Here is a 26,047-nt window from a genome sequence, read left to right as displayed (position 1 = left end):
ATACAAAAATAAGAATACTAATGCTAAATATATATTAGAAGTTATTTTCTTTAATTTTAAAATAGTAACCCACCACCTTCTTTGTCAGATTCATCTCCAAATTTTGACATTATCGACATGGATATTAATATTACTATCATCATAAATATCGATATAGCTGAGCCAAAGTTCCAATCTCCAACAACTGTGAATTGTTGTTCAATTAAATCTCCAACTAACATTATTTTACCTCCACCTAGCAGTCTTGATATTGCAAAAGTAGTAACTGCTGGCATAAATACCATAGTTATTCCAGACATTACTCCAGGCAAACTCAAAGGAAATATAATTTTTCTAAATACTGTCATGTTATTTGCACCTAAATCATGAGCAGCATTTATTAAATCATTATCCATCTTTGAAAGTGCTGTATATATTGGAAGAACCATAAATGGTAAAAAGTTATATACCATACCTAAAAGTATAGCAACATTAGTATACAAAATTGCTAATGGCTGTATTCCAAACCATCCTAAAAACGTATTTAAAAGTCCATTTTTTCCTAATATAGCTACCCATGCATACGTTCTTAAAAGAAAATTCATCCACATAGGAAGAATAAACAACAGTATTAATGAACCTCTTCTACTTACATGAGCTTTTGAAATTATATATGCCACTGGATAACCAACTACAAGACATATCAATGTAGCTACTCCTGCTAAAAGAATAGAACGAGCAAATACTTTAATATATATAGGGTCTATTACTTCTTTATAATTCTCAAGTGTAAATGCATAACCTGTACTTGAGTCTTTTGTAAAACTGAAAAATACTACTAGTATTAAAGGAATTATTACAAATATCGCACTCCAAACTACATATGGATATGCTAAAAAAGATTTCTTCTTCATATTAGTTACTCTCTTTTCTCATTATATGGATGTCTTCTGGATATATGTCCATGCCTAGTTCTACTCCAACTTCAGCATTTTTAGTATTATGAAGTATCCACAATCTTCCATTTTCATTTAATTCTATTTCATAGTGCACTCCTTTAAATACTGTAGATGTAACTTTCCCCTTTAACATTCCTTCTTCTGGCTTTACCATTTTTATATCTTCTGGTCTTATTACTACTTCTATATTTTCATTTTTTTCAAATCCTTTATCTACGCACTCAAACTCTCTATTACAGAAATTTACTTTATAATCTTCCATCATAATTCCATCAAATATATTACTTTCACCTATAAACTTTGCTACAAATGAATTTTTAGGTTCATTGTATATATCTTGAGGTGTTCCCATTTGTTGTATTTTACCTTTGTACATTACAACAATAGTATCTGACATAGTAAGAGCCTCTTCTTGGTCATGAGTTACAAACACAAATGTTATTCCTAATTTTTTTTGAATTCTTTTTAATTCTATTTGCATTTCTTGTCTTAATTTTAAATCTAATGCTCCAAGTGGCTCGTCTAGTAACAATACTTTTGGTTCATTAACTAAAGCTCTTGCTATTGCAATCCTCTGTTGTTGTCCTCCACTTAATGAGTCAACTTGTCGTCTTTCAAAGCCTTCTAGTGCAACAAGTTTTAAAACCTCTTTCACTTTAGCATCTATTACATCTTTTGGAGTCTTTTTAATTTTTAGTCCAAAAGCTACATTTTCATATACATCCATATGTGGAAATAAAGCATATTTTTGAAACACTGTATTTACTTGTCTTTCATACGATGGCAAATTATTTATCTCTTTACTTTCAAATAAAACTTTACCATCATCAGCATACTCAAACCCTGCTATTATTTTTAATGTAGTAGTTTTTCCACATCCACTTGGTCCAAGTAAAGTTAAAAACTCATTTTTCTTTATATCTAAATTGAAATTATCTAAAACAGTAAGTTCCTCATAATGCTTAGATATATCTCTTAATTCTATTATATTTTCTACCACTTATTAAACACCTCTATTCTAAAATGATGGTGGCGTACTTACCCAAATCACTTTTGCTGTCGTTTTACCTTCGTTTGATATATAGTGATTTGCTCTTGGTCTAAAGTAAAAGCTTTCTCCTTTTTTTACCTTATTTTTCTTTTCGCCTATATGAACATATATTGAACCTGCTAATACATATCCAAATTCTTCACCTTCATGTGGCTTTTCTTCTTTATATTGTCCACCTGGATACAATGTTATTATTATTGGCTCCATTTCATTTTTTTGTGAATTTGGAATTAACCACTTTAATTTATATTTTAAATCTTCATCTTCAGTTTCAAACATGTCTTCTTTTGTAAAACTAATTCTTTCGTCATCTATTTCATTAAAAAATTCCCTTAAATTTGTACCTAATATCTCAAGTATATCTATAAGGGTAGCTATGGATGGTGATGTTAAGTTATTTTCTAGTTGAGAAATAAATCCTTTTGACAATTCACATCTATTAGCTAACTCTTCCTGGGTCAGTTGTTTTTCTGTTCTTAATCTTTTTATCTTTTCACCTATATCCATGTTGCACCTCCTAATTTTTGTTTTATTTTACTAAACATTTTGTTTACTAAACATTGAGTTTAAAATTTGTAAACAACATAGGTAATTATATATAAAATTTAGATATAATACAAGACTTTTTTGCTAATTTTTTTATTTTTTTAGTTAGAATAAATACAAGTATTTTAAAGGCTTTGAAAATACACAATTTGAATGTGTTTATATTAATATCTATAAAGTTTAGTATCTCTAATTATAAATAAATCAATTCATATAACATATATAAAAGCTTTTAAAGTCTTAGAATATGTTAAGTAAATAAAAAATTGCTAAAAATCTATATTTTATAGTTTTTTAGCAATCCATATCTTTTAATATTTGAAATTTTATATATTTACAAGAAAATTTTTATTTATAATTACTATATACTTCTAATTAATTCTTTATAGAGCTATTTAGCCATATTTTGAGTAGCAGGTTTTTTATCTCCGCTCACATACAATTTTATAAATTTTATATCATCTATTATAAATCTATGTTTGATTTTACTACAATCTAATTTAAACAAATTGAATAATATTTGTGTAAGATATCCTAGACCAAATGCACTTATTATAGTTCCTATGCCAACTTTTCCACCTAAGAAAAATCCAACTATTAATGCACCAACTTCTATAGTTCCTCTTATTAAGTTAAGTGATTTTCCTGTTTTCTTTTGAAGAGCAACCATCAAACCATCTCTGGGTCCACTTCCTAGACCACTTCCCATGTAAAATACCATTCCAAGAGCTACAAGCCCCAAACCTAAAATTAACATAATTATTCCTATTAATACACTATCCGTCTTTGGAATTAAGTTAGTATATAGAAGTAAGTCCATAAAAAAGCCAATTAATAACATATTGAATACAGTTCCCCATCCTACATTTTCACCTAGAATAACATCAGCTATAACTACTATAGAGCCTACAATTATAGAGGCAGTCCCTATAGTTATTCCTACATGATTTGAAAGACCTTGATGAAACACATCCCAAGGAGATAAACCTAGGTTACAATTTATCGTCAATACTATACCAATTGAACATATAAATAGACCTAAAACCAGCTTTGAAAATTTCCATAATACTTTTTGTAACAAAATCTACCCCTCCTAAACATAATTTAACTACTCACCTTAAATACCAAAAGTCAGCAGTTTTCGTGCAAAAATCCTATCTTATAAATTTTATAATCTAACTCTATGATACATCATTTTATGCTAAATAACTACCATTTTATTACAATTTGGTTACAAATTTTCAGATTATTTTTTTGAAGAAATAATTTATGTTTTCTACAATTAAACACTATATTTTCAATTTTATTTATAATTAAATAATAAAAGCTATTTAAACATATTTTATTATATTTAAATAGCTTTTATTTTATTATGGTAATATTATTGTTAGTATGCAGCATTTAGTTTTTCTTCTATTTTCTTTTGAATAAATCCAAATACAAATAATATGAACCAATACACAAATCCTGCTACTAAGAAAGCTTCTAGATATTTATATTTACTACCGCCATTATAATTTGCTGTTGCCATTATTTCTATTACCCCTATAGTAAAAGCTAGTGATGAACCCTTAATTAAATCTACAAAGTGATTAGATAATGCAGGTATAGCTACTCTTATAGCCTGTGGCATAACTATTCTTCTAAATATTTGTACATTACTTGATGATATTTTTATTTACATGAATTTAAACTTTATTTATATACCATAATTTAGCTTTATAATTTTTAAACTTACACATCACTCTTTACTTTAATATAAGTTAAATTTAAAACATTCATTTTTATGGATATTTCTACAAAATATAAATTTATTTTCCATTTACCCCAAAATAATCGTATTATACTTTTCATACTTTGTCTAATCGTTTTTTTCTATGTACTTTTTTAATAGAATTAAATTTTACTATATCATTGTAAAATTATAAATGTACGAAATTACAACGATTATTAATCTAACACTAATAAGAAAATACTTTTTATTAAAAACAAAGATATTAAAATAAAAAAATACTGTTAAGTAGATATTTACTTAACAGTATCAATATTATTTGTATCTGAATCTATTTTGACTTTATAAATCTTCTTCGGTTTATCTTTGATACACCTACTAGCATAACTGACATGATTATCATTGAAACTCCACCTAAAATTAATTTAGAGTATGTTGTTGTTTTATTCATAGAGTCGCCTCCTTTATTACCAAAACCCCCAGCTTCCTTTGGATTACCTTGACTTCTATCTATATTCATATCTCCATTTTTACCATTCATATCACCCTTATCCATATTTCCCATTCCTGGTGGTGTTTTACCATCCATGCCTTCAGGTGGCTCTGGCATGCCACTCATCTTATCATCAGAATTTTCTGTGTCTTTACTTTCACTTGAACTATTATCATCAGAAGTTTCCTTAGTTGAAGAAGATTCTCCACTTAATTGAGTTTTTATAGTTTTACTCATATTTTCTGCAACTTCTAAAACTCCTGGTATTGACTTTCCACCTTTACCCATAGGCCCTCCTGACTTTTCATTAGTATCATCACCACTTTTATTGGTATTTGTATTATTCTCATTTTCACTATTATCTGTAGTGTTATTTTGAGTATCATTATCCGTATTAGTTTTGGCTTTGCTTAATGTTAATTCAGCATTAACTTCTTTTTCATTACTCTTGTTTTCAAAACTCTTATTTTCATTGTTAGATTCTTTATTATTAGATTCTTTATCACCAAATCCCTTATTATCACTAGAGTCTTCAATTGAAGATGTTATATTTTTTTCAAATTCTTCATAAGTATAAAATGCTGTTGGGTCTTCTTTTACATATGATGCTATCAAGTCATGTAATTTTGTTGTCATATTTTCCAGATAATCTGAATCCAAGTACTTGGTTACTATTTCTTCTAGATATTCATGATACTTAGCTTTATATGTATCATTTTTTAATAATGCAGATATTAAAGGTCTATCTTCCAAATTACCTGTTGTAGGTTCATCAATAGCTATAGATTGACTACCTCCACCAAAACCACTAAATCCACCAAATGACATATTAAAGTCCCATGGCAACATAGAAAACACTCCATCTTGTTCATATAAATAGTAATTATGAGCGAAACTACCTTGATAACTATCAAGATTTAATAAAGCTGTACTTATTGCTATATTTTTGAGGACAGAATCTACATCAAGATATTTTTCAATATCCTCACCTGTATCTAAAGATTTTAGTAGTTTTGTAACTTTAGACCAATCAGCCGTTTTCTTGTCACTTTCAACGATTAGATTTGAGTAACTATCTGGGTCATCACCCTCATATTGTAATGAAGCTCCTTCATCTGATTTGTATAAGTCTCCAGTTACATCTCCAAAATTATTTTCAAGATAAGATTCTTTTAACCCTTCTACTGCCAAATATAATCCATGATATTCACCATTTATAGAAACTTTAGCATATGCAAATTCTGGAGTAGCTAATCCCATCTCCTCACAGACACTATAAGTTAAAAATTCTCTCATATAAGATGGGTCAGAATAACAGTTATTAAGGTTTAATTGAGTAAGACCTTCCATACTTTGACTAGTATTATATTTATCGAAATTAATCTTATAGCTATATCTATCACTATCACTATTTGCTACAGATGTAAGACTTGAATTTCCTTTAGTTCTTATACCAACGTTTCCATATGTGTCTCCATTTACAGTTACTTTTGCAACTTTAAATTCTTCTTTTATAGCATTTTCATTCATATCTTCCAAGTCACTTTCATCTATTTCTATATTAACTTCCATAACCTTGTCTCTGTCAAAATATTTTTCAATATATACATTGCTATATAAATCAACATTTTTATTACCATATGTACTGTAAACTCCAACTACTGCACATAAAAATATAACTATAATTGAGATAAGAAGGGTAAATTTTTTATCTTTCATAAAAGATTACTCCTCTCTATGCTACATAGTCACCATTATAACTTACAAGAACTGCATTAGTAACTCCATCGACTTGGCTTAAGTCATTTATAAGACTTGTTTCTCCGTCTTTCATTCTTACTTCAAATACCAATTCTATACCTTTTTCTGGTGTAACACTTTTTGATTTTATTTGATATTTAGAAAATACTTTTTTAATTTTGTCAGTTGCAATATCTTCTGAATTCTCATTATTACAATTTACCATCAATATATATGGTGTTTCAGATATTGTTTTGTTTGAAAAGAATATTAGAATCAATCCCATGATTATTGAACCCATAACAGCTAATGGAATCAAACCTGCACCTAAAACTATGCCTGACCCTAATGACCAAAATAGAAATACCAAATCCATTGGGTCTTTAATTGCTGTTCTAAATCTTACTATAGATAAAGCACCAACCATACCTAGAGATAAAACTACATTTGATGTAACTGCCAATATTACGAAAGTTGTAAGCATTGTAAGTGCTACAAGTGACACATTAAATGGTCGAGAATACATAATACCCATATAGGTTTTTTTGTAAATCATATATATAAACAAACCTACTAAAAATGCTGAACCTAGAGCTAAAGCACTATCTACAAATGAAAAACCTGATACATTTTCTATAAAACTTGATTTAAAAATATCGTTAAACGTCATAACTAAAATCATCCTTCCTATTTTTTAATTTTTTTATTTTATTTGGACGCTCTTTACCTAAAATTTGAATTTAAATCCTATATATACAATCTACTTGATGCATACTTTGAAACTGCTGTAGAAGTAGTTTTATTAATCTGAACCAAATCTTTTATAAAATCTGGTATAAACTCATCATATTTAACTTCTAATACAGTCATATTTTCATCAATAACTGATACTGTTGGCAATTCTTTATTGAATAAATTGACTGAATTTACAGAAGTCTTAATATTGCTATCGATTGTAACTCTTACATTTCCAAGTGGATAGACAAAAGCTTCTCTATCATAATCAACTATACTTTTTGCCTCCAATCTTTCACATTTTATTTTTAAATAAAATTCTCTTAATAAGCAGTTTGTCGATTCTTTTAAAAACTCAATGTCATTTTTTAATATCTTCTCTACTTCTTTTTTAGTTAAACTAGCTGACAGTTTTGATGTCATATTATAATGTTTTATTTTCTTCTCCAATTTTATATAAGAAAGGTCATTATTATAAAATCTTATTCTAAACTTTTCTCTCATTGCAACTCCATTTAACTTATCTAAAAGTGCTTTATCTTCAGGAGTGTCAAAATATAAACTTCTGATAAGATACTTTCCATCTTTTGATGCATTTCTATCTTTTTTCATTATTGGATAAAGCCTTGATTTTAAAGCTAGGACATCAGCTTCAGTTATTTTGTGTTTCATCTCAAATCTATAGTTTAACTTCTTATCCATTATTATCACCTCTCAATTCATTTAACTATGTTTGATTTATTTTATATTTAGAGTATACTTCACTTGACTTTGTTAAATCTCCGTAAAATAAGTGCATCTTTATGGCATATATGTGGCAAACAAGATTAAGCTGATGAGATTTCTATAAATTTATTAAATTTTATATGGTATTAGATTCTGTATAGTCAATGAATAGTTGTTTTAGAGGTAAAAAAAAGAAGATGTTATTTATAGATAAATTAAATATTTCAAATAAAAAATCAAGTTTCTTATTCAAAATGATATAATCCATAATTCCATCTTCTAAATTTATAATACTAAATAATTAAATTTATATGCTTAATTATGTTAAAATTAGTTTTACTGCACTCCAAACAAGTACTAGTGCCATAATAATATTAATTACTTTATAATGCTTGTTTATATATTTTTGTAAAATACCTCCTGCTAGAGCCCATGTCAAAGTCCCAGATATGCCTACAATACTATTACAAACTGCTGCTGATAATAAATATTCAACTGACTGTGACACAGGTATTACATACCCTGTATATACAGTAATAGCAAATATTATAATTTTTACATTGACAAACTGCAAAATAAATCCAGTCCAAAAGGATTCTTTCTTCACATCACTATCATTGTTTGGTTTGCTCTTAGCTACTTGTATTGCTAACCAAATAATATAAAGTGCTCCTATGTACTTCATAATACCAGTAATCATTGGTATAAACTTTGATAATTCAAGGCATCCAAGAGCACATATAAACATAATACATATAAATCCCATACTAATTCCTATAACCACTGACTTTCCTTTTTTCCATCCATTATTACTAATTGTGTTTAATGCAAGAATATTATTAGGTCCTGGTGTAAAACCTGTAACAAATGCGTATGGTAAAAAAGACAATAAAACTTCACTCAACACTTGTAATCACTCTCCTTTTATATTATAATACTATAAATCAAACAATAAAAAAAATCGAAATATTTAAATCTATACTTCAATTATATTGAATGAAATGAGGATGAGCATGTATTTTAAATACCTACAAACTTTTAAAACCATAATAGAAGAAGGTAGTTTTTCTAAAGCAGCAAATAAACTCAATTACACACAATCAACAATAACATTCCAAGTGCAACAGTTAGAACAAGAGCTATCTACACACTTATTTGAAAAGATAGGAAGAAAAATGGTTCTAACTAAAGCTGGCAAAAATCTAATACCTTATGTGGATGACGTTCTATGTTCTGTTGATAAAATGAAGAATTTTGGTACTGACTTGTCTGAGTTACGTGGTGATTTACATATCGCAATGGGAGAAACTCTTATTTGTTATAAAATACCTCCTATTTTAAAACGTTTTCATGAAATGGCACCAAATGCAAGGCTATTTCTTCGCTCAATGAATTGCTATGATATTAGAAATTCTTTGCTTGCAGGAAGCATTGATTTAGGAATATTTTATAAAGATATTGGAGGCTTGGGAAATTCTATTTCTACCTATACTGTTGGAGAATCACCTTTGACACTAGTTGCATCTCCAAAAGTAAAAAAACAATTCCCTGATTTTATTACTCCAAACCAAGAATTAGATATACCTTTCATAATAGATGAGCCAGCATGTATTTTTAGACAAATGTTTGAATCATATTTAAATGAAAAAAATATTACTCTAGACCATACGATTGAACTCTGGAGTATACCTACTATTAAAAATTTAGTAAAAAATGATATGGGAGTGTCATACCTTCCTACGTTTGCAGTAGAAGATGATTTGAAGACAGGAGAACTATGTGCAATAGATACAGAGTTAGATGATAGAAGCATTGTAGCAGTATGTGGCCATCATAAAAATAAGTGGATTAGTCCCCTTATGCAATTATTTATTGATTTAGTTGTTTCAAATGAAAAATAGATAGACTTATTTAAAATAAGTCTATCTATTTCTTATCATATTAATTATTTTAATTACACAACTTCTTCGTCATATTCACTTGAAAATTGGCTATTATAAAGTTCTTCATAAAATCCTTTATTTTCAATAAGTTCTTTGTGATTTCCTTGTTCAATAATAGTACCTTCTTTCATTACTAATATTAAATCCGCATCACGAATAGTGGATAATCTATGTGCAATAACGAAGCTAGTTCTTCCCTTCATTAAGTTATTCATTGCCTTTTGAATCTCAACCTCTGTTCTAGTATCTACGCTAGAGGTTGCCTCATCAAGAATTAACACTGATGGGTCTGAAAGTATTGCCCTGGCAATTGTTAAAAGTTGTTTCTGACCTTGAGATAGATTAGAAGCGTCCTCAGTCAATACGGTATCATAACCTTGAGGTAAAGTTCTTATAAAGTGGTCTACTCTTGCTGATTTTGCTGCATTTACAATCTCATCCATTGTAGCATCTGACTTACTATAAGCAATATTTTCTTTTATACTACCATTAAATAGCCATGTATCTTGTAGAACCATTCCAAACATAGTTCTAAGTTCTCCACGTTTTAAGTCTTTTATATTAACTCCATCAATAGTAATTCTTCCACCTTGTATCTCATAAAACCTCATAAGTAAATTTACAAGAGTTGTCTTCCCAGCTCCTGTAGGTCCAACAATTGCAATCTTATCTCCTGCATTCAATTTAATATTAATATCTTTCATAAGAATAGAATCATCACTATATCCAAATTTAACATGTTCAAATTCCACTTTACCTTTAGGCATATTGATAACTTTTGAATCTTCTTTGTCCTTTATTTCTTCAACTTCATCCATAACTTTAAAAACTCTCTCTGCAGATGCAATTGCAGCTTGAAGCATATTTACAATATAAGATATCTCTGTAGTAGGCTCTGATGCTTGATTTACATATTGTATAAACGCCTGTATACTACCAAGAGTCATTGCTCCAGTTGATGCAAATACACCTCCCACAACTGCTATAATAACATACCCAATTTGATTTATAAATCTAATAATTGGAGATATAGCATATGATGAGAATTGAGCTTTTCTACTAGCATTATAAAGATTTTGATTTAATTCTTTGAAGTTTTTTATAGTATCTTTTTCTTTACTAAATGCCTTGACTACTATTTGACCAGTAAACATCTCTTCTATATTGCTATTTAATTCTCCCAATGCTTTTTGATTTTCTGAAAATCTATTTTGTGATTTTCTTGCAATTATAACAGTAATACCTAAGGAAACAAGCAATGTTACAGCTGATACTATTGTAAGTGGTATACTTATGCTTATCATCATTACAATAGAACCAATCACTGTGACCACTGCCGTAATAAGTTGCATTAACCCTTCTTGTAAACTATCTGCTACCTTCTCTAAATCATTTGTGACGATACTAAGTGTTTCCCCTTTTTTGTGGGAATCATAGTACTTAAGAGGAAGCTTATTTAATTTATCACTTAAATCTTTTCTCATGTTAAGAACTAAATTTTGTGCAACCCCTGACATAATATATTGTTGTATATATATGAATACTGCACTAATCAAATATAACCCTAGAAGTATTGATATTATACCTCCCATAGTACTAAAATTCACACTGAACTTTGTACCTGTTTGAACTGCAGTTTTAATCCCATTAAATAATTGGTCAATAGCTTTTCCCATAACCATTGGTGCTAAAACTGTAAGAGCTGAACTTACTAATACTGAAATAAAAATCATTAATAACTTAAATTTTTGTTTCTTCATATATTTCAATAATCTTTTAGTAGTCTTTTTTGCATTTTTAGCTTTTTCTGCTGACATACCATCCTCAAAACTAAGTACATCTACATCTTGTTTTTCTGTTATTTTTTCACTCATATTACACCTCCAAATACACAGATTGATTCTTCACTCTATGCAAGTTCTTCTTTACTAAGCTGTGAATCTGCGATTTGCTTATAAACTTCACAATTTTCAAGTAACTCTTTATGTTTTCCTATACCTACAATTTCTCCATCATTCAAAACTATAATCTGATTAGCATCCATAATTGTACTTATACGCTGTGCTATAATTATGGCTGATGAATCTTTAATTTCATTCTTCAATGCTTTTCTAAGCCTTTTATCTGTATTGAAATCTAATGCAGAAAAGCTATCATCAAAAACATATACTTCTGGTTTTCTAACTAATGCCCTTGCAATAGATATTCTCTGTTTCTGGCCACCAGATAAGTTATTTCCTCCTTGTGCTACGAACGAATCATACTTATCTTCCATATCAGAAATAAATTCATCAGCTTGGGCTACATTTGCAGCATATTTTACTTCTTCAATACTTGCATCTTCTTTTCCATATCTTATATTTTCTTCTATTGTCCCACTAAATAAAAAGGCTTTTTGTGGTACAAATCCAATCTTGTCTCTAAGCTCTTTTTGAGGCATGTTCTTAATATCTTGACCATTTATAGATATTTCTCCAGATTGAATTTCAAAAAAACGTGGTATTATATTTGCAATAGTAGATTTACCAGAACCAGTGCTTCCTATAATTGCAGTTACTTCTCCAGATTTTGCTTCAAATGTTATATTGTTTAAAACAGGTTCCTCCGACTGTGAATATGAAAAAGTTACATTTTTAAATACTAAATGGCCTCTTTCTGAAGTAATATCTTTATATCCATTTCCATCTACAATTTCAGGTTCTATGTCTAAGATTTGGTTTACTCTATCTGCACAAGCTCCTGCTCTAGGTATGTACATAAATACCATTACTCCCATAATTAAATAAAATAATATTAAGATACAATACTCAACCAGTGCCATTATATGACCTATCTCCATATTTCCATTACTTACTCTCATACCACCAAACCAAATTATACTCACTATACCTAAGTTCATTATTAACATTACAACAGGCATAAGTACTGCAAATATTTTATTTATTGAAATTGCTGTTTCAGAATAATCTATTGCAGTTCTATCAAATCTCTTTTTTTCAAAACGACTTCTATCAAAAGCTCTTATAACTCTTACTCCAGTTACTACTTCACGTAATACTCTATTCATATTATCCATCTTTATTTGCATCATTTTAAACAATCTGATAACTTTTTTACCAACCAAAAACGCAGATAACATGAATAGAAACATTACTGTAACAATAATAATTGTCATTACTTTATCTATAGAATATGCTAAGAATAAACCACAAACTGTTATGATTGGTGCTGGTAATACCAACTGAATAAACATAAACAAAGATTGACCTATTAAAGTAATATCACTAGTACTCCTAGTAATCATTGAAGCTGTTCCTATTTTATTAAAACCATTTATTGATAAATCTTGTGATTTTATAAATACTGCTTCTCTAATATCTCTACAAAATCCAGATGAGAGATTTGATGATACTTTGCAAACTAAAACAGCTGATAAAGCTGTTATACCTGCTGCTATCAACATAATTAAACCTGTCTTTACAATATAATCTACATCCCCCTTTACTACACCATTATTTACTATACTTGCTGTAAGTGTTGGTATATATAAAGTTCCAAGAGTTTGTAAAAATGTAAACATCAGCACTGTAACAATTAAAACTCTATATGGTTTTAAAAAACGAATTAATTTTTTCATACAATCACACTCCTTTATAGAATATTATGATAAACTATACTGTAACAGGATAGTCAAGGAGGAATTTTAATTATGAGTCAAATTTCGAAAAATTATTTCACAACTGGAGAATTTGCAAAGATTTGTGGAGTCAATAAAAAGACGCTTTTTCATTATGATGATATAGGTCTTTTCTCTCCAGAGTTAAAGAATGAAAACGGATATAGATACTACTCATACCATCAACTCAGTATTTTTGGTATAATTTCTTCTCTTAAGGAAATTAAAATGCCTTTAAAAGAAATTAAAGCTTATATAGATAAACGAACTCCGAATTTACTAATTGAACTTTTAGAAAAGAAAACTCTTGATATTAACAATGAAATTGAAAAATTGAATAATATTAAGGCTTTAATGGAGTCTACTATTTCATTTACTAAAAAAGCATGTAATATAGATGCAAATACGATTACTTTAGAAGAACATGAGGAAGAGTATTTAGTCAAAACGCCTCTTACTTATAAAGAACCCTTTCTTGGAGATGATGATGAAAACTTTTTATATGAATGTATTAACTTTATGGATAACTATGATTTAGGTGATAATGGTATGATTGGTTCAATCATTAAAGGCGAAGATATAATGAATAGAGATTTTGAGTCATATTCATATTTATTTACAAAAGTTAATAAAGACTATAAGAAATATCCTACATCAATCAAACCAAAAGGGCTTTATGTAACTGCTTATCATAAAGGAAGTTATGAAACTATTAATAAAACTTATGAAAAACTATTAGAATTTTTCAATCAAAATAATTTATATATGGGAGATTTTGTTTATGAAGAATATCTCCTATATGATATAAGTGTAAGAGATTCTAATGAATATCTAACTCAAATATCAGCAGAAGTTAAAATGTAAAAGGAGATACTAAAGAATACAAAAATGAATGTAAAGATTAATAATGAGTATAGCAAATTAAATAAATTTTATAATAGTATTATCTAAAGCATACAGAAGTTTATTTAAAAAGATGTAGGTGATTTTATATAAAATCACCTACATCTTTATTTATATTTAAACTAATTTCTAGAGTTATCTAATAGCCATTTTTCTGCATCTTTATAAAGTCTATCAACTTTCTCTGGTCTACTTAATAACATGTTCTCAATCTCCTTTAACATAAACTTCTTTTATTTTTAACAATACTCAATTCATTATCTTACTTTATTACCCTTTATCCATACACCTTTTATATTTCTAGTTGCTACTATATCTTTAATTGGGTCACCTTCAACCATTACTAAATCAGCTCTTTTTCCCTCTTTTATTACTCCACGGTCATTAAGACCTAATAATTTTGCTGGTAAACTTGTTGCACTCTCAAGTACTTCAATTGTATTAAGACCTGCCTTAACTAATAATTCAAATTCACGATGAAGAGATTCCCCATGTTTCACTATACTAATAGAATTTTCATCATTATTTGCATCAGTTCCAGCTAATATCATCACTCCAGCTTTTTTCAATGTAGCTGTATTTTCTATTGCTGTTTCTAACCTAACATCTTCTCTTCCTGTAGCTTTTTTTATATTTGATACTATACTTTCCATCATAACTATAGTTGGAATTGATATAAGATTTTTCTCTTTTATCCTTTTGGCTACATCATCAGATAATTTACCTATAAAAGGAATATGATTTATTACATCAACATTTGCTTTTTCTGCATATTCATAAGCTATAGTTGTAGGTGCATGAGCAAATACTTTTTTACCATGTTCATGAGATATTTCAACTACTCTTTTTATTGTCTCAAAATCAAAAGCCGTTTTAGATGTTTTAGGGTCTTCTATTATGATTTTTACAAAATCTGCTCCTTGTTTAATTTGTTTCTTAGCAAAATTTTCAGCATCTTCAATAGTGTGTATTTTACTATCTTTAAACCCCATTCCCATAAGATGAGGGTGCGATTCTGGTGCAACAGGTTCATATACACTACGAATATCAGTTAATCCGTCTAAATTTCTTAAAGATTCTACTACATCTTTACTATTAGTTGCCATATCAAGCATAGTAGTTATACCCCAATCAGTTGCGTCCTCCAAGTTTTTTAAACTATCCAAATGTATATGAGAATCAATAAATCCTGGAAGTAAAGTGCATCCTTCTCCATCTATAGTAATATCAGATATTGTTTTTGATGATATCACACCATCTTCTATTACAACACTCCTTTGTTCTGAAAGTTTTTCTCCATCAAATATTTTAACATTCGTAATTTTAGTTATTGCCATACTTCACACTCCCTTTATTTTTATTTATTAAAAATTTAATTCTTATTTAATTAAAAATTTCTTACTTTGATATTTTCTTAATTTATATAACTAATTATATATAAATTAATTTACCTAAACTATGTGTTATAATCTAAACTTTAATGTAAAATATACTATATTGATTGTGCTATAGTACAATCAAATATAATTAGAGGAGGTTTAGCATGAAATTAACAGATTTAATGAAAGATATATCTCAATATATCTCAGTATTAAAGCCATTTCCAGATGAATATATAGACATTACTAGCTTGAATATTTATAAGAATAATCAAACTGAATTTACTACTGGATGTTTATATTTAGGAAATATATCAGATATTACTGTGGATTTGAACAATATAAATTTTTTAGGTATATTTATACAAAATGAAGTTAACATTGATTTAGAAAGATATAATTTAAACTCAGATATTTGTATCATAAAATCAAAAAAAGAAAAATATGACCTTTTTAGTGAATTGTTAAATATTATGAATCAAGAAATACGTCTTAGTTTATGTTCTCAAAGGTTTTTTGATGTGGTTTCTGAGAATAAAGGCATACAATATTTAATTGATATAGCACATGAAGAATTTGGCTATCCCATGATAATTCGTGACTCTACCTTCAAAGTTTTAGCTCATTCTTATGATGTTAGTGATATATTGCAACTTACTGAAGATTCTAATGGAGATAAATATTTAGACGAAGAAACAATAAATTACATAAAATATCAAAATATACATAAAAAAATACATTATAATAAATCTATTAAAGAAGAAAATAAACCAGACAGCTGGCTTGGTACATTAATCTCATCCGTGTGTGTAGAAGAAATTGAAATAGCTCATATAGCTATCTGTGAATGGAAAATTCCATTTAATGAATTTCACTTCAAATTATTAGAATCACTTAATAAAGCTTTATCTCTAGAACTGCAAAAAAATAATCTGTTTAATATAGATAAAAAACTTATTCCTAATTATATACTTTCTGATTTGTTGGAAAAAAAGTATCTAGATGATGATACTATAAGCAGAAGATTTCATTATCTAAATTGGACTAAGTCAAATTCATTAAACATAATGGTAATAGTAAACAAAGATAATAATTACTTTGACAGTAAAGTTCCTTTTATTATGCAGTCTTTAAGTGCATTTATACCATCTAATAATTGTGTAGTATACAAGTCTACTTTAGTTGTTTTTATTAATGATTCTTTAATTCATAATTTAATTGAGCATGAAAATAAAGAATTTATTAATTACTTAAAACTAAATTCACTTTATGCTGGAATAAGCCCAAGATTTTCAAAGCTATCTGATAGTTGGAAGTATTATATTCAAGCCAAAAAAGCTAGTGAAATTGCTCAAAAATATGACATAAACTTTTCTCCATTTGGGAAAAGCATACCATATATCCTCTACGAGCTACTTAGTACCAACTATGATTTATATGACCTCAATCATCCTGCTGTAACCAAACTAATTGAAGAAGATAAAAAAAATGGTTCTAATTTTTTAGAGACCTTAAAGCAATATATCTACTTTAATAATTCACCAAGCAAAGCAGCTGAAGTTTTAAATATCCATAGAAATACTCTGTTTTATAGAATTAATAAAATAAAAGAAATTACAGGTATTACACTAGATTATGCTGATGAAATACTTCAGATTTATATTTCTATAAAAATGATTGAAATTAACTCAAGAAATAAGACCTGTTTCAACACATATACAGGCATGTAAAAATATTTTGACACACTTAAATCACTATTGTAAAAGATATTTGATAGATTTTACCCTCTCAATATGACAAAATAATTATGAAAGGAGCGATAGCTACATGGAAATTGGAAAGAAACTGAAAAATGCTCGTATAAATTCTGGATTGACACAGGAAAAAGTTGCAGAAAAAATTAATGTATCACGACAAACAATTTCAAATTGGGAAAATGAGAAATCTTATCCAGATATTATAAGCGTCATCAAACTAAGTGATTTGTATTCCATTAGCTTAGATGAATTATTGAAAGGAGATAATAAAATGATTGAACATTTAAAAGAAAGTACAAATCTAGTTAATAGTAATAAAAAGTTAATAACTGCAATTATTATCAATATTATATTACTTATTTTATTTGTGCTATTTAATAGCTTTATACCAGACAACTACTACTTTATGGTTAGTGTATTTTGTACAGCAATAATAAGTTCATCAGCATTGTTCTACCAAATTATAAGAAAATTTTAGGAGGTGTACTCATTATGGAAGTGAATAAAACTATGCTTATTTTGATATGTTTTGCTGTAGCTCTTGTGGGTTCAGTTGGTGTTGTATATCAAATTTATCATATGACTGTGATTGATGCAAAAGCTCGTGGATTAAAACATCCTAAATTGTGGGGATTGTTTGCTATGAATGGTAATAATTCGAGTGGTTTAATAATATACTTAATAGGTAGACGAAAATACCCTATTATAGATATGTCTAAAGAAGATTGTAAAGAAATTGAATCTAGAAAAAAATCAGTTGGAGTTGGATTGATTTTTTTGGCTATCAGCGCTATAGGTTTGGTAATATGTATTACATTATTTTGAGTTAAGAAAATGCTAATTGCTTTTGGAGATACAGATACACAAGAGTATATTGATAATCCTAAAAACATGACAATTGTAGATTTTAATACTCTTGTTAATATTGAACCAACTACTTTGAATATTTTTTATATGCCTATAGGAACAGACCTAGAATTTCGCTCTGATAAAAGTGGAAAATATTTTATTGACACAAACACAAGGAAAGAAATTAGAGAACTAGTTAAACATCCTGCACAAATAGCATTTGAAAAGAATCTAAAATTTTTAAATCAGGAAAATTATCCGGTAGAATTCTTTCAAAACTTGTTTCAGAAAAGCGACAAACTTGAACCCTTCATTGTGGGAGAGACAGATTTTCCAAGTGGAGAAGTCACAGAACTTACAATACCATTTATGAATCCTACATATTTTTAAACTATAAAACTTATTGACAATTTGGTTTTAATAAATAGAATTCTTTTAAAATACATAGTGCTTAATTAGACATGAAAATAAGGCTATGCTTTTTATGGTCATAGCCTTTAACAAATACTTACAAATTCACTACATGAGTCAATTTTTTTAATAATTTAACTATATACTCAAACTATATCTTCTAAATTCACTGTATATATAATTCTTCTTCAAATAAACAGTAAGAATTTTTTCCAGAGGCCTTTACATTATAAAGAGCTCTATCTGCATTTTTAAACAATTCTAAAAATGAATTTCCATTTTGAGGATGTCTTGCAATACCTATACTAACAGAAGCCTCAAAGCTAAAACTTAAATCATTGTAGTTCTCATAAAGTACTCTATTTAATTCTTTAGCTTTTTTATGCAAATTTACTTCTGAATGATAATCTTGCATATATACTACAAATTCATCTCCACCAATTCTTCCAACTAAATCTTCATTACCAAAACTATCTTGTATCTTCTCAGCAAACGTTTTTAATACAAAATCACCAAATGGATGCCCAAAATTATCATTTATTTCCTTAAAATCGTCCAAATCAATAATGAATAATGCATCTTTTTTATTACTTTTATTTGTAGATATAACTTCTTCTACTAATTTTTCAAAGGTACCTTTATTGTATATATTTGTCAATGAGTCACTTTCTGCTCTAGTTTTCAACTCTTCGTATTTTTTTATATCACTATCTACATCTACAATTACACCTACAACCTTCAAAAGTTCATTTTCATCATTAAAAATCTTTATTACTGATGTTCTACACCAAAGGTATTCGCCATTAGATTTTTTTAAACGATGGATTACCTGATTATGTTTGTTATTTTCTTTAATACACTTAAGAAACTCTTCAAATCCACTATAATCTTCATGATGAACTAATTCTTTATCCATAATCTCTTTTAAAAGATTGTCACATTTACTACTATATCCAAATTTTTCATTCCATGCTTGAGATACAAATGATTTATTTTCTTTAGCATTCCATTCAAAGACAACAGAGTCAGTCTGTTCAACAATAATTTTATAACGTTCATTACTGAGCCTTAATTCTTCCTTATGAATTATTTCTTGCTCAAGTATTTCATACTTCATAGATAATTTAGTTTTATCTATAATAGATTTAAATAGATAAAACACGATAAAATTAATATATAAAATACCAACACTTGATATTAAGTTTAGAAATTTTAAACTTTCAGAACTAAAAAAATTATTTACATCAAAGATAGAAATAGTCAGAAATAAGCTGAACAAAGGTATTGCAAGTAAAATAACCCAATACTTTATTGGCATATCTGAATGTACATCTTTTTTAAATAAACAAACTATCTTGCATATAAATAAAAAAACTATCTTAGATAAAATTGTGGCTGGTACTCTTATAGTATTGTTTTCAAACATTATTTCGAAGCCTTCTTTTATAAATAAAACAAAAATACTTGTTACCACAATTTCTGATAATATAAAGAATACATTTAATAAAACAGTCGCAAACAATCGTGTCTTTGTATTTCCTTCATATAAAAATGATGATGAAAAAATAAGGATGAAAATTAAAGGTGTTGTGATTACAGGATTTAAAGTTATTAAATTACAGGCTCCTAAACATATTATAAAACCCAATCTAGCATATCTTACAGTTCTTGTATATCCTTCTTTCTGACCTAAAAAATCTGATAAAAACATATGGACAACAAAAGCTTCAAAGATAACTGTTACTAAATTTGTAATATCAAAAAGCAGTTGTTCTTTCATACATATTTTTTATAAAATAAGAAGCTTACTTAAGCTAAATACACTTCAGATTTTACTTTTCCTTTCTGCATGTATATTTAAGCATCTACTTTAATTGTCAACCATTATAATATATGTCAGCTTAATATTGTTCTTTTTTCAACAGTATACAATAGATATATGTAAAAAACAACTTCAAATATTGACATATTTCTTTAATATATATCAATATTATCTTTATAACTTAAATACTATAGTAAACTTAGCTCCTTTTTTACCATTTTCCGCATATATACGTCCACCATGTTTATTTACAATAGATTTAACTATTGATAATCCAATTCCATGATTTCCCCCAACTCCCTTATAAAATCGTTCAAAAACATGAGGTAAATCGTCTTTATTAATCCCAATCCCATCATCTTCAACTACAACAACTATATTTTTTTGATTATATTTACATACTATTTTAATTTCACTCTTAGCATACCTTAAAGCATTTTCTATAAGATTCATAAATGCTTTGGATACATTTTTTTCATCACATTCAAATAGAACCATTTCTTCATCAAACTCATAAATAAATTTTATACCTTTATTTGCCGCTCTTACATTTTGTCTAGAACCACAGTTTGAAAGTACTTCCCTTAAATCACATTCTACAAGGTCATAATCTTTAGTTATATTATCAATTTTAGAAATATATAACAAATCTTCAACCATATCACTCAACCTATCACTTTCTTCAAGTATTATATCACTTGCATGTTTGCTATCTATTACATTATACTTTATGGCTTCTGCATAACCTTTAATGGACATAAGTGGAGTCCTAAGTTCATGAGAAGCATTTTGAAAAAATATTTTTTGTTCATTATCATACTTATCAAGATATTCAGCACTCTTATTCATAATATTTGAAAGTTCTACTAATTCCTTATCTGAAAAGTCAAAGTAAGTTCTTTTAAAATCTCCTTGACCCATTTTTTTTGCAAAACCACATAACTCTTTTATCGGCTTAGCAATTTTTTCAGATAAAACTACTGCTGTAAATATTGCTAATATCCCAGCAAAACACATTACAAATATCAATACAATATTTATCTTTTGAACTAGATTTAAAGTCTTTGATATATCTATAAAAAGAATCAAATATTTATCTTGTTCTCCATATATACTAGTAATTTTTACAGTCGAAATATAATAATCTTTACTTCCAGTGGATATACGTGTGTTTTCATCTGAGTTTAAGTCGAGTTTTTCATTTTGGATACACTTTTTAATCGATTCCATCTCATCAATATTCTTTAAGAAATCATCCTCTCTTGTTGGAAATATCAAGTTATACTTTGAATCAACCACCATAGCATCAGCATCTGATTGTGTTTCTGCCATCCTAACTTTATCTTGTACATTTCTCATAAAATTAGATAATGCTTTTGGAGGAAGCTTTCCATCATCTTGAGGAGGCTTAATAGGTCTAAAATTGCTATCCATATGTTCTACTATTTCTGTAGATTTTGTTAGTTCTTCATTTGCAGTCGTTTTTATGTACGTATCAAGCAATATATTAAAAGATACTAATATTATCATAAAGACTACAATTATTAAACACAATATGCTCAATAAAATTCTAGTTTTTATGCTTATATTTTTCTTTGAAAATTTTAATTTAAATATGGATTTAATCTTATTTCCTCTCTTTTTATCATTTTTATTTTCCATCTGAATTTTTCTCCTTTAATCTAAACCCAAAACCCCAGACAGTTTCTATCAAAATATTTGTATCTAAAATTTTTTTACGTAGTCTCTTTACCGTATCGTCAGCAGCTCTTGTCTCAACTTCTATATCATATCCCCATATTTTATTTAATAATTCATCTCTAGAAACTGCTCTGTCTCTATTTTCAAACAAATAAGTTAATAAGTTGTATTCATTTGGTGTTAAGTCTATATTGTCACTTTTATTTGTAACGATTTTATTTTTTTTATTTATTGTTATATCACCAAATTTCAATTCCATATCTACAGAATCACCATACTTATCATAAATTTGTTTCTTTTCAAATTCTATCCTTCTAAATATCGACTTTACTCTCATAACTAAAGACATTGGGCTAAATGGCTTTGTAAAATAATCATCACTACCCAAAGTTATCCCTGTAATATAATCTATATCTGTATCTCTTGCAGTAAGCATTATTATTGGAACAGTACTCTTCTCACGAAGTTTCGTACATACATCAAAACCACTTAAACCAGGCATCATTATATCTAGGATTACTAAGTCACACTCTTTTTTATTAAATTGCTCTAAAAGTTCGTCACCTGTTTTAAAATCCATAACATCATGGCCTTCATTTTTTAAGAATGTCTTTACCAAATTTCTTATATTATCTTCGTCATCTGCTATATAAATTAACTTATTCATACACTCACTCCTTAATAAACTCTTAATTTAAATTAAATAGTATAAATACATTGATTAAACAATAAAACCCCAATCTATAAGATAAATAATATTTTTTACTATATTTAAATTATATCAGCTTTTTATGGTACATTAGTTTTAAAATTGTTTAGATTTTAAGGCAATTTTAAGGCAAAAACAAATTATTATAGAATTTATCAGACTCAATACAAAATGTTATAAAATAATAATCCAACTTCTAACTATATTTATTCATTTTCTACCAAAACTGATATTTCTCAGACTTTTTATTGAATATTCAAATAATTAATATTATAGTTATATTAAGTAATACAGTTTACTTCAAGCATAAAAAACATTTATTCATATATCATACTTATTCCATTCTCAATTAATTTTATGGATTTCTTAAACTCATTGACAAAATTATATTTCAACAAAATAAAACTAGGTAAAGTATCTCTGAAGGGAGAATTTAAAATGAAAAAAACGCTTAGATATCTTTTATTTTTAATTATTCTGTTAAGTATGTATTTTTTAGCTGTTAAATTGAATTTTGACTTCTATCGTAAATTTGGCACTGGTTTTATGCAAGACTTTAAAAAATTTATTTTTATTAATTTAATCTCCTCTGGTGGCATTGGTTTATTGTTAGGAACTGAATTATTTATTAAGGAGTATAAAAAAAATGGCAATTGGTATATTGATATTCCAAGATTAATCCTTCTCTGTCTTCCATCTTTTTTACTAACATTAATGCCTGTATTAATATTTATGTTTCCAGTTGGCAAAATTCCAATTATAGGTAGTTTTATTATGCTTGACCGAATACCACTTAATATAATAATTTTTAATATATTATTTGGATACTTCTTGATAACGAGTTTTCGTAAAAAATAATAACTAAATAACTTAAGTAAAAAATAGCTATCTTTAAATAAATTTTATTATTTAAAGATAGCTATTTTTTACTTAAAACCAATTATATTCTTATACTAATTTATAATCTTTTGGATTCAGTTTACTTGCTGCTGCTTCATCTACTATAACTATAGTATCTTTGTGAAGTTGAAGTATAGAACCAGGAACTTCTGGAGTTATATCCCCATAAACAGTTTTATATACTGCATCAGCTTTTTCTTCTCCTGAAGCTAAAAGTAATATTTTTTTAGATTTTAAAATTGAACCAATTCCCATACTTACAGCTTTTTTAGGAACATCTTCTCTTGATTCAAAGAATCTTGCATTAGCTTCTATTGTAGATTCTGTTAATTCAACTACATGAGTTCTTTTTGCAAATTTATTATCAGGTTCATTAAAACCTATATGAGCATTACGACCTATTCCAAGTACTTGTACATCTATACCACCTGCTCTATCAATAGAAGCTTCGTAATTTATACATTCTTTTTCAATATCATCAGCCATTCCATTTGGTAAATGAGTATTTTCTGACTTAATGTTTACATGATTAAACAGATTTTCTTTCATAAAATAATCATAACTTTGGTCATTAGATATTGGCAACTTATAGTATTCATCTAAATTAAAGCTTATTACATCTGAAAAATCTACTATATTTTCATTATATTTCTTAACTAAATCTCTATACATACCTATTGGTGTACTTCCCGTAGCTAATCCTAATATTGAATTTGGCTTTAAAACTATTTGAGCTGCTATCATTTCAGCTGCTTTTTTACTCATTCCATCATAATCTTTACATACTAATACTCTCATTTTGTTCCTCCTAAATTTTAGCTAATACTTTAATTGATATAAGTTTAATTTATTACTATTTTTATATAACTTTTATTTTATTTAAAGCTTATTTTTTACATTCTACATATTTTTGTATACTACTTCACCCAAGCATAGAGTCATCTTGCAGTCCAAGTTTTCATCAAACACAGCTATATCTGCATCTTTACCTATATCTAGACTTCCTTTTTTATCATTTATGCCTAAAGATGTTGCTGGGTTTAAGGATGCTAAATTAATTGCTTCATTTACTCTAAGGTTTGTATTATTTAAAAAGTTAAGTACCATTTTATTTAAAGATAATACACTACCAGCTAATGCACCATTTTCAAGTCTTGCTTCATTGCCTTTTACTATAACTTTTTGACCTCCAAGAGCATAATTTCCATCTTCAAGCCCACCCGCTTCAATAGAATCCGTTATTAAAATCAATTTTTCTCTACCTTTGTTGTTCAATATAAATTGAAATAAATCTTTATTTATATGGATTGTATCTGCTATTAATTCACTATATACATCAGTTGTAAGTGCTGCACCAACAACACCAGGATCTCTATGGTTTAATCCAGTCATTGCATTAAACATATGAGTTATATTTGTTACACCTAAGTTTATAGCTTCTTTAGCTTGCTCATAACTTGCATTACTGTGACCTATAGATAAAACTATATTTGTACATCTTTTGATTTCTCTAGTAAAGTCAAAGTCTATATCCTTTTCTGGAGCATAAGTTATTACCTTGATAACATTCTTGTATTCTTTGATAAATTCATATTTTGAATTTATTATAAATTTTTCATTTTGTGCCCCCTTATAATTTTCATTTATAAAAGGTCCTTCTAAATGTGCTCCTAATACTTGAGCTCCTCCAAGTTTTCTACTTTTAGCTTTTTTGATAACTTCAAGTGCATCATAAACATGCTCTTTATCCATTGTCATTGTAGTTGGAAGAAAAGATGTTACACCATGTCTCATTATTGATTTTGAAATTGTCTCTATAGATTCATCAGTTGAATCCATTGTGTCTTTTCCCATGTTTCCATGTATATGAATATCAATAAGACCTGGAGAGATATATTTACCACCAACATCTATAACTTCACAATCATTTGGTATCTCATCAGATATATCAATTATTTTTTCATCAAATACTAGTACTTTGTTTTCTAAAATTTGATTCTTTAATATTATTTTCCCATTAATTAAACATTTCACCT

At 27.6% G+C, this 26,047-nt stretch carries 24 protein-coding genes; 7 read left to right on the top strand and 17 right to left on the bottom strand.

Annotated features, from left to right (window positions below):
• Positions 1-56 precede the first annotated feature (56 nt).
• From IC175_RS09895 to IC175_RS09855, 9 genes are all read right to left on the bottom strand, one after another.
• Positions 57-893, bottom strand: coding sequence for an ABC transporter permease (locus IC175_RS09895; protein WP_227436623.1), 837 nt, complete (start codon positions 891-893; stop codon positions 57-59).
• A 1-nt stretch (position 894) separates the two neighbouring features.
• Entirely contained in the window at positions 895-1,938 is a 1,044-nt protein-coding gene (gene potA / locus IC175_RS09890) for a spermidine/putrescine ABC transporter ATP-binding protein (RefSeq protein WP_227851473.1), read from the bottom strand.
• A gap of 18 nt (positions 1,939-1,956) precedes the next feature.
• Positions 1,957-2,496: a helix-turn-helix domain-containing protein gene (locus tag IC175_RS09885; protein ID WP_021383760.1), complete on the bottom strand. Its 540-nt coding sequence runs from the start codon at positions 2,494-2,496 to the stop codon at positions 1,957-1,959.
• 430 nt (positions 2,497-2,926) lie between these two features.
• Positions 2,927-3,616, bottom strand: a complete 690-nt coding sequence (locus IC175_RS09880) for a YczE/YyaS/YitT family protein (protein WP_227436626.1) — start codon at positions 3,614-3,616, stop codon at positions 2,927-2,929.
• A gap of 306 nt (positions 3,617-3,922) precedes the next feature.
• Positions 3,923-4,186 carry an ABC transporter permease subunit gene (locus IC175_RS09875; protein WP_227824795.1) on the bottom strand — a complete coding sequence of 88 codons (264 nt, stop codon included), beginning with the start codon at positions 4,184-4,186 and terminating at the stop codon, positions 3,923-3,925.
• A 412-nt stretch (positions 4,187-4,598) separates the two neighbouring features.
• Positions 4,599-6,479: a CotH kinase family protein gene (locus tag IC175_RS09870; protein ID WP_227851472.1), complete on the bottom strand. Its 1,881-nt coding sequence runs from the start codon at positions 6,477-6,479 to the stop codon at positions 4,599-4,601.
• A 16-nt stretch (positions 6,480-6,495) separates the two neighbouring features.
• Positions 6,496-7,170: a DUF4956 domain-containing protein gene (locus IC175_RS09865; protein WP_407812130.1), complete on the bottom strand. Its 675-nt coding sequence runs from the start codon at positions 7,168-7,170 to the stop codon at positions 6,496-6,498.
• Positions 7,171-7,247: 77 nt separating this feature from the next.
• Positions 7,248-7,937, bottom strand: coding sequence for a polyphosphate polymerase domain-containing protein (locus tag IC175_RS09860; protein WP_227436630.1), 690 nt, complete (start codon positions 7,935-7,937; stop codon positions 7,248-7,250).
• Positions 7,938-8,280: 343 nt separating this feature from the next.
• Entirely contained in the window at positions 8,281-8,868 is a 588-nt protein-coding gene (locus IC175_RS09855) for a LysE family transporter (RefSeq protein ID WP_227436633.1), read from the bottom strand.
• A gap of 106 nt (positions 8,869-8,974) precedes the next feature.
• Between IC175_RS09855 and IC175_RS09850 the strand changes: the two genes are divergently transcribed.
• Entirely contained in the window at positions 8,975-9,862 is an 888-nt protein-coding gene (locus IC175_RS09850; RefSeq protein WP_227436635.1) for a LysR family transcriptional regulator, read from the top strand.
• A 53-nt stretch (positions 9,863-9,915) separates the two neighbouring features.
• Here the strand turns inward: IC175_RS09850 and IC175_RS09845 are convergent, their stop codons facing one another.
• Both IC175_RS09845 and IC175_RS09840 read right to left on the bottom strand, forming a co-directional pair.
• Positions 9,916-11,778: an ABC transporter ATP-binding protein gene (locus IC175_RS09845; protein ID WP_227851471.1), complete on the bottom strand. Its 1,863-nt coding sequence runs from the start codon at positions 11,776-11,778 to the stop codon at positions 9,916-9,918.
• A 35-nt stretch (positions 11,779-11,813) separates the two neighbouring features.
• Positions 11,814-13,541, bottom strand: coding sequence for an ABC transporter ATP-binding protein (locus tag IC175_RS09840; protein WP_227851470.1), 1,728 nt, complete (start codon positions 13,539-13,541; stop codon positions 11,814-11,816).
• A 72-nt stretch (positions 13,542-13,613) separates the two neighbouring features.
• On the opposite strand from IC175_RS09840, the gene IC175_RS09835 reads away from it, so the two are divergent.
• A complete protein-coding gene (locus IC175_RS09835) occupies positions 13,614-14,444 on the top strand; it encodes a MerR family transcriptional regulator (RefSeq protein WP_227824781.1) in 831 nt (276 codons plus the stop codon).
• Positions 14,445-14,740: 296 nt separating this feature from the next.
• On the opposite strand, the gene IC175_RS09830 is transcribed toward IC175_RS09835, so the two are convergent.
• Positions 14,741-15,820 (bottom strand): amidohydrolase family protein, encoded by a 1,080-nt coding sequence (locus tag IC175_RS09830; RefSeq protein ID WP_227835937.1) that lies wholly within the window; start codon positions 15,818-15,820, stop codon positions 14,741-14,743.
• A 206-nt stretch (positions 15,821-16,026) separates the two neighbouring features.
• On the opposite strand from IC175_RS09830, the gene IC175_RS09825 reads away from it, so the two are divergent.
• The 4 genes from IC175_RS09825 to IC175_RS09810 all read left to right on the top strand — a co-directional run bounded on the left by IC175_RS09825 (position 16,027) and on the right by IC175_RS09810 (position 18,858).
• Entirely contained in the window at positions 16,027-17,592 is a 1,566-nt protein-coding gene (locus IC175_RS09825) for a PucR family transcriptional regulator (RefSeq protein ID WP_227436647.1), read from the top strand.
• A gap of 97 nt (positions 17,593-17,689) precedes the next feature.
• On the top strand, positions 17,690-18,097 hold the full coding sequence (locus IC175_RS09820; RefSeq protein ID WP_227436649.1) for a helix-turn-helix domain-containing protein: 408 nt from the start codon (positions 17,690-17,692) through the stop codon (positions 18,095-18,097).
• Positions 18,098-18,111: 14 nt separating this feature from the next.
• On the top strand, positions 18,112-18,444 hold the full coding sequence (locus tag IC175_RS09815) for a hypothetical protein (RefSeq protein WP_227436650.1): 333 nt from the start codon (positions 18,112-18,114) through the stop codon (positions 18,442-18,444).
• Between the two features lie 9 nt (positions 18,445-18,453).
• Positions 18,454-18,858 (top strand): DUF2185 domain-containing protein, encoded by a 405-nt coding sequence (locus IC175_RS09810; RefSeq protein ID WP_227851469.1) that lies wholly within the window; start codon positions 18,454-18,456, stop codon positions 18,856-18,858.
• 187 nt (positions 18,859-19,045) lie between these two features.
• Here IC175_RS09810 and IC175_RS09805 read toward each other — a convergent pair whose 3' ends face one another.
• The 3 genes from IC175_RS09805 to IC175_RS09795 all read right to left on the bottom strand — a co-directional run bounded on the left by IC175_RS09805 (position 19,046) and on the right by IC175_RS09795 (position 23,069).
• Positions 19,046-20,659: a diguanylate cyclase gene (locus IC175_RS09805; protein ID WP_227851468.1), complete on the bottom strand. Its 1,614-nt coding sequence runs from the start codon at positions 20,657-20,659 to the stop codon at positions 19,046-19,048.
• Positions 20,660-20,875: 216 nt separating this feature from the next.
• Positions 20,876-22,363, bottom strand: a complete 1,488-nt coding sequence (locus IC175_RS09800; RefSeq protein WP_227851467.1) for a sensor histidine kinase — start codon at positions 22,361-22,363, stop codon at positions 20,876-20,878.
• Positions 22,353-23,069: a response regulator transcription factor gene (locus IC175_RS09795; protein ID WP_054269556.1), complete on the bottom strand. Its 717-nt coding sequence runs from the start codon at positions 23,067-23,069 to the stop codon at positions 22,353-22,355. The genes IC175_RS09800 and IC175_RS09795 overlap by 11 nt, the downstream gene beginning before the upstream one ends.
• A gap of 480 nt (positions 23,070-23,549) precedes the next feature.
• Between IC175_RS09795 and IC175_RS09790 the strand changes: the two genes are divergently transcribed.
• Positions 23,550-23,969 carry a hypothetical protein gene (locus IC175_RS09790; RefSeq protein WP_227482933.1) on the top strand — a complete coding sequence of 140 codons (420 nt, stop codon included), beginning with the start codon at positions 23,550-23,552 and terminating at the stop codon, positions 23,967-23,969.
• A 90-nt stretch (positions 23,970-24,059) separates the two neighbouring features.
• Here the strand turns inward: IC175_RS09790 and nagB are convergent, their stop codons facing one another.
• Together nagB and nagA are read right to left on the bottom strand one after the other, a co-directional pair.
• A complete protein-coding gene (gene nagB / locus IC175_RS09785; RefSeq protein ID WP_227436662.1) occupies positions 24,060-24,809 on the bottom strand; it encodes a glucosamine-6-phosphate deaminase in 750 nt (249 codons plus the stop codon).
• Positions 24,810-24,911: 102 nt separating this feature from the next.
• The gene (gene nagA / locus IC175_RS09780) at positions 24,912-26,045 is read right to left on the bottom strand and encodes an N-acetylglucosamine-6-phosphate deacetylase (RefSeq protein ID WP_227436664.1); all 1,134 of its coding nucleotides are present in this window, start codon (positions 26,043-26,045) and stop codon (positions 24,912-24,914) included.
• Positions 26,046-26,047: the final 2 nt, after the last annotated feature.

The organism is Clostridioides sp. ES-S-0123-01 (assembly GCF_020658415.1).
GTDB lineage: Bacteria > Bacillota > Clostridia > Peptostreptococcales > Peptostreptococcaceae > Clostridioides.
The sequence above is the reverse complement of the archived record's forward strand: the minus strand, read 5'-3'. Positions and strand labels throughout refer to the sequence as shown.